The 5,354-nt window shown below is 67.8% G+C and carries 6 protein-coding genes; all 6 read right to left on the bottom strand.

Annotation, left to right across the window (positions count from 1 at the left end; all coding sequences use genetic code 11):
* On the bottom strand, positions 1 to 964 hold a 964-nt coding region (locus tag APY03_RS38560; protein ID WP_232324571.1), incomplete at its 3' end, for an adenylosuccinate synthase.
* 19 nt (positions 965 to 983) lie between these two features.
* A complete protein-coding gene (locus APY03_RS38555) occupies positions 984 to 2,135 on the bottom strand; it encodes an ATP phosphoribosyltransferase regulatory subunit (protein ID WP_068685940.1) in 1,152 nt (383 codons plus the stop codon).
* A 74-nt stretch (positions 2,136 to 2,209) separates the two neighbouring features.
* Positions 2,210 to 2,398, bottom strand: coding sequence for a DUF2065 domain-containing protein (locus APY03_RS38550; RefSeq protein ID WP_068685938.1), 189 nt, complete (start codon positions 2,396 to 2,398; stop codon positions 2,210 to 2,212).
* A gap of 15 nt (positions 2,399 to 2,413) precedes the next feature.
* Positions 2,414 to 3,316, bottom strand: a complete 903-nt coding sequence (gene hflC / locus APY03_RS38545) for a protease modulator HflC (protein ID WP_068685936.1) — start codon at positions 3,314 to 3,316, stop codon at positions 2,414 to 2,416.
* A gap of 13 nt (positions 3,317 to 3,329) precedes the next feature.
* Complete coding sequence (gene hflK, locus APY03_RS38540) at positions 3,330 to 4,664, bottom strand: FtsH protease activity modulator HflK (protein WP_068685934.1); 1,335 nt, start codon at positions 4,662 to 4,664, stop codon at positions 3,330 to 3,332.
* Positions 4,665 to 4,716: 52 nt separating this feature from the next.
* Positions 4,717 to 5,354 (bottom strand): GTPase HflX (hflX, locus tag APY03_RS45210; RefSeq protein WP_232324570.1); only part of this gene is annotated, 638 nt, incomplete at its 5' end.

Here is a 5,354-nt window from a genome sequence, read left to right as displayed (position 1 = left end):
CCCAGCCGCAGCGGCGGCTGCGGCCGGTCGTCACGCCCTTCTCGGCACCGACCGTGCTCAGGTGATAGCCGACGGTGCCGGGCTTGTCCCATTCGAGCTCGGTCGGGAACGGCCCGCCGCCGACGCGCGTGCAGTAGGCCTTGGTGATGCCGAGGATGTAGTGCAGCATGCCCGGACCGACACCCGCACCGGCCGCGGCGTTGCCGGCCACGCAGTTGCTGGAGGTCACATAGGGGTAGGTGCCGTGGTCCACGTCCAGCAGCGTGCCCTGCGCACCCTCGAACAGCAGGTTGGCGCCCGCGCGATGCGCGTCGTTCAGCTCGCGCGAGACGTCGGCCATCATGGGCTTGAGCAGTTCCGCGTGGCGCATCGCCTCGTCGTAGACGGCATCGAACTCGATCGCCGGCGCACTTAGCACCTGGGTGAGCACGTGGTTGTGCAGTTCGAGCAGCACGCGCAGCTTGGCGGCGAAGCGCTCCGGGTGCTTCAGGTCCTGCACACGCAGGGCGCGGCGCGCAATCTTGTCCTCATAGGCGGGGCCGATGCCGCGGCCGGTGGTGCCGATCTTCTCGATGCCGCCCTTCTCGCGGTAGGCTTCGCGCGCGATGTCCAGCGCGGCGTGGACAGGCAGGATCAGCGGGCAGGCCTCGCTGATGCGCAGGCGCGAGCGCACCTCGACACCGGCTTTCTCCAACCCCTCGATCTCCTCGAAGAGCTTGGCCGCCGACAGCACCACGCCGTTGCCGATGTAGCACTTGACCCCGGGCCGCATGATGCCGCTGGGGATCAGGTGCAGGGCGGTCTTCACGCCGTTGATGACCAGCGTGTGACCCGCGTTGTGACCGCCCTGGAAGCGCACGACCCCCTGTGCGCTCTCGGTCAGCCAGTCGACCAGTTTGCCCTTGCCCTCGTCGCCCCATTGGGTGCCGACGACGACCACGTTTCGTCCGGTGGTAACGCTCATGATGCTTCGCTTTTCAGATTCAGATGGCTTGGACTTTCCACTGCTCGCCCTGCGCGATCAGCTCGCGGTCGCAGTGGAATTCGTCGATCTCGCTCTCGTGCCCGGGCAGGACGCAGACCACGGTCTCGCCCTTGCTGCGCAACGCGGCGATGGTTTCGCCGAGCCCCGGGGCGTCGCTCCAGGGCGCGCGGATCGCGGCGCGCAGGGGCCGCACCGGCAGCACGCCCACGAGCTCTCGCACGTCGAGGCTGAAGCCGACGGCAGGGCGATTGCGGCCGAACACCGCGCCCACCTCGTCGTAGCGGCCGCCGCGTACCAGCGCGTCGCTGGCGCCATCGGTGTAGATGCCGAAGCGCATGCCGCTGTAGTAGGCATAGCCGCGCAGGTCGGCCAGGTCGAAGCTCACGCGCGCGCCGTCCAGCCGCTGCGCCAGTTGCTTCAGGTCGGCGAGCGCCTGGCGCATGCCGCCCGTGTCGGGCAAGACCCTGGCCGCTTCGTCGAGCACCGCGGCGTCGCCATAGAGACGCACCAGCGCGAGCAGGCCCTCGCGCGAGGCAGCGGGGAAGTCCGCGGTGAACTCGCGCAGGCCACTGGCGTCCTTCGCCGCCAGGGCGGTATGGACGCGCGCAATGACCTCTGCGTCAACCGGCACGCCGGCGAGCAGGGTTCGCACGATGCGCGCGTCGGCCAGGTCGACGATGACGGGATTCCGGACGCCGGACGCACGCAGGCAGTCGAGCGCGAGGCGCAGCACCTCGGTGTCGGCCTCGAGCCCGCCATGGCCGTAGATCTCGGCGCCGAACTGGAGGGGCTCGCGGGTCGCGTGCGGGCGATCGGGCCGGGTGTGCACCACCGGGCCGCAATAGCAGAGCCGGGCCACGCCGAGGCGGTTGAGCAGGTGGGCATCGATGCGCGCGACCTGGGGCGTGGTGTCGGCGCGCAGCCCCATGCTGCGCCCGGAGAGCTGATCGACCAGCTTGAAGGTCTGAAGGTCCAGCGCCTCTCCGGTGCCGGACAGAAGAGACTCCAGATGCTCGAGGAGCGGCGGCATCACCAGCTCGTAGCCGTAGCCACGGGCAGTGTCGAGTAGTTGGCGTCGAAGTTCTTCGATGTGACGCGCCTCGGAGGGCAGCACATCGGCAATGTGATCCGGGAGGACCCAGGCGGACATGGGGATCGGGGGCGTGGTTAAAACCGGATTCTACCGGGCCACCGGGGGCCAACTCGCCCGCGGGAAACCGGGACTCAGGCCAGGACCCAGAGCAGGAAGAGCCCCAGCAGGATGCTGCACAAGCCGAAGAAGCGCAGCTGCCCGTCCCGCAGCTGCATGAGCTGGCCGAAGCCGCGCCGCCAGCCGCCGGGCGACACGAACGGCAGGAGGCCCTCGATCACCAGCACGAGTGCCAGCGCGCTCCAGAAGGTCTCTGCGCTCACGTCCGAACGCTACGCCTAGCGCCGCCCCGCCGCCGCCGCCGTGCCACCCGAGCTCTGCATGGCACGGAAGAAGTCCGACGAGGGGTCCAGGACCATGACATCGCTCTTCTTGTTGAAGCTCTGCTTGTAGGCATCGAGGCTGCGGTAGAACTGCGCGAACTGCGGATCGCGGCCGAAGGCGTCGGCATAGGCCGATGCGGCGCGGGCGTCGCCCTCGCCCTTGATCTTCTGGGCGTCGCGGTAGGCATTGGCGACGATCACCTCGCGCTGCCGGTCGGCGTCCGCGCGGATCTTCTCGCCTTCGGCGAAGCCGGTGGAGCGCAGCTCGTTGGCCACGCGCTTGCGCTCAGCCTCCATGCGGCGGTAGACCGATTCGGTGATCGCCTCCACATAGTCGACGCGCGTGACACGCACATCGATGATGTCGATGCCCCAGGGCTTGGTGCCCTTCACGACCGCCAGCATCTCGCGCTGCACGTCGCTCATGAGGGCCTCGCGGCGCGTCGAGATCAACTCGCGCACGGTGCGCTTGTTGACGTTCTCCTGGAAGGCGTTGCGCACCACGCGGTTGAGCTGCACCGCGCCCGCGTTCTCGTCGAGGCCGACGTTGCGGATGTATTCCGAGGGGTTGGTGATCCGCCAGCGCACGTACCAGTCGACCACCACGCGCTGCTTCTCGGCCGTGAGCATGGGCTCGGGATCGAGGCTGGACAGCGTCAGCAGGCGCTTGTCGATGTACGACACATTCTGGAAAGGCGGCGGGAGCTTGAAGTTCAATCCCGGCTCGGTGATCACGTCCTTGATCTGGCCCAGGGCATAGACCACGCCGAACTGGCGCTGGTCGACCACGAAGAGCGTGGAGCTCAGGAGCGCCAGCGCCACGAGGACCGACGATACGATGAAGCCTAGTCTGTTCATGCTGTGTTGCTCCTCAACGCACGTCGCGGTCGCGCGAGCGGCCATCGCGTGCACGCGCGTCGTTGGGCGGGACGACGGGGATCACCGACGACTGCGGCGGCGCGGTGCCGGCCACGTTCGGGTTGGCACCATCGGCGGGCGCGCCGGCACCGGTTTGGCCGGACATCTGCATCAGCTTGTCGATCGGCAGGTACAGGAGGTTCGAGCCCTGCTTGGAATCGACCAGCACCTTCGTCGTGTTGCTGTAGATCTGCTGCATGGCATCGGTGTACATGCGGTCGCGCGTGACCTGCGGCGCCCGCTGGTACTCGGCCAGCACCGAGCTGAACCGCTGCGCGTCACCCTGCGCCTGCGCGACGATCCTCGCCTTGTAGGCCTCCGACTCCTCTTTCAGGCGCGAGGCGGTACCCGTGGCGCGCGGCACCACGTCGTTGGCATAGGCCTGCGCCTCGTTCTTGGCACGCTCGCGCTCCTGGCCGGCCTTGAGCACGTCGTCGAAGGCGGCCTGCACCTGTTCCGGCGGACGCAGCCCGCCCTGCTGCAGATTGATGCCCACCACCTCGATACCGACCTTGTAGCGGTCCAGGATGTTCTGCATCAGCGTGCGAACGCGCGGAGCGATCTGGTCGCGTTCCTCGGCAAGCGCCGCATCCATCTTCATCTTGCCGACCACTTCGCGCACCGCGGTCTCCGCAACCTGCACGACGGTATCGGTCGGCGCCTTGCTCTCGTAGAGATAGGCGCGGGCGTCGCTCAGGCGGTATTGCACGGCGAACTTGATCTCGACGATGTTCTCGTCTTCGGTCAGCATGGCCGACTCGCGCAAGCCGGTCGAGCGCACGATCGAGTCGCGGCCGACATCGATCGAGCGGATCTGCGTCACGACCACGATCTCGTGGCGCTGGATCGGGTATGGCAGGCGCCAGTTGAAGCCCGCGCCCACGGTCGTCTTGTAGCGGCCGAACTGCGTGATCACGGCCTGCTGGCCTTCGTTGACGATGAAGAAGCCGGTGCCCAGCCAGATCAGGACGGCGACTGCAGCCACCAGGCCCAGGCCGACGCCGGCATTCTTCATGTCGGGCTTGAGGCCGTTGCCCCCATTGCCTCCATTCGGGCGGCCGCCGTTGCCGCGCCCGCCGCCGAACAGGCCACCAAGCTTGCGGTTGAAGTCGCGCCAGAGCTCGTCGAGGTCAGGCGGGCCCTGGTTCGGCCCCTGGCCGCGCGGACGGTTGCTGTTGTTGTTGCTGGGAGCTCCGGAGTCGTCATCGGGACGATTGGCATTGGGACGATCCCCGTTCGAGGACGGCTCGTCGCCGCGGCCCCAACGCCCGTCATTCAGGTTGAACATGCCCTGAAACCGTCTCCACACTGGCTTTGCATTCATTCGATCTCTTCTCTGGTCAGTGAGGGGATTGTGCCAATCCGCCGGCTGGACCGTGTAATTCGGCGTCCGGCTCTGGGGTCATGGCCTCGCTCACCGACGGCAAACGCCGCCCGAGCTCGGCCCGCAGCGCTGCCACGCCCTCGCCGGTGTGGGCGCTCAGGAAGATGCGCGGCACCTGCACACCGTCGACTTCGATCTCGTCGGCGAGCGACAGCGGGCGCTGTGTGTCGTCGAGGGCGTCGAGCTTGTTGAAGACCAGGAGCTGCGGCACGGTGTCGGCGCCGATCTCCCTCAGCACCGACTGCACCTCGGCCATCTGCTCCGGATGGTGCGGGTTGGAGGCATCCACCACGTGCAGCAGCAGATCGGCATCGACCGCCTCCTGCAGGGTGGCCTTGAAGGCGTCGATCAGCCCGTGCGGCAGCTCGCGGATAAAGCCCACGGTGTCGGAGATCGACACCTTGCGGCGTGCATCGCCGAGATACAGATGCCGGGTGGTGGTGTCGAGCGTGGCGAACAGCTGGTCGGCTGCATAGGCACGCGCCTTCACCAGCGCATTGAACAACGAGGACTTGCCGGCGTTCGTGTAGCCGACCAGCGAGATGTTGAAGGTGTCGCGCCGCTCGCGCTGGCGCCGCTGGGTGCCGCGCTGGC

Source organism: Variovorax sp. WDL1, assembly GCF_001541225.1.
Taxonomy (GTDB): domain Bacteria; phylum Pseudomonadota; class Gammaproteobacteria; order Burkholderiales; family Burkholderiaceae_C; genus Variovorax.
Note: the sequence above shows the minus strand (reverse complement) of the source record. Positions and strands in the feature narration are given on the sequence as shown.

What these genes read in the sequence shown, in the direction of transcription:
- APY03_RS38555 (WP_068685940.1), bottom strand. Translation starts at nt 2,135, where the DNA reads ATGTCCGCCTGGGTCCTCCCGGATCACATTGCCGATGTGCTGCCCTCC.
- hflC (WP_068685936.1), bottom strand. Translation starts at nt 3,316, where the DNA reads ATGAACAGACTAGGCTTCATCGTATCGTCGGTCCTCGTGGCGCTGGCG.
- hflK (WP_068685934.1), bottom strand. Translation starts at nt 4,664, where the DNA reads ATGTTCAACCTGAATGACGGGCGTTGGGGCCGCGGCGACGAGCCGTCC.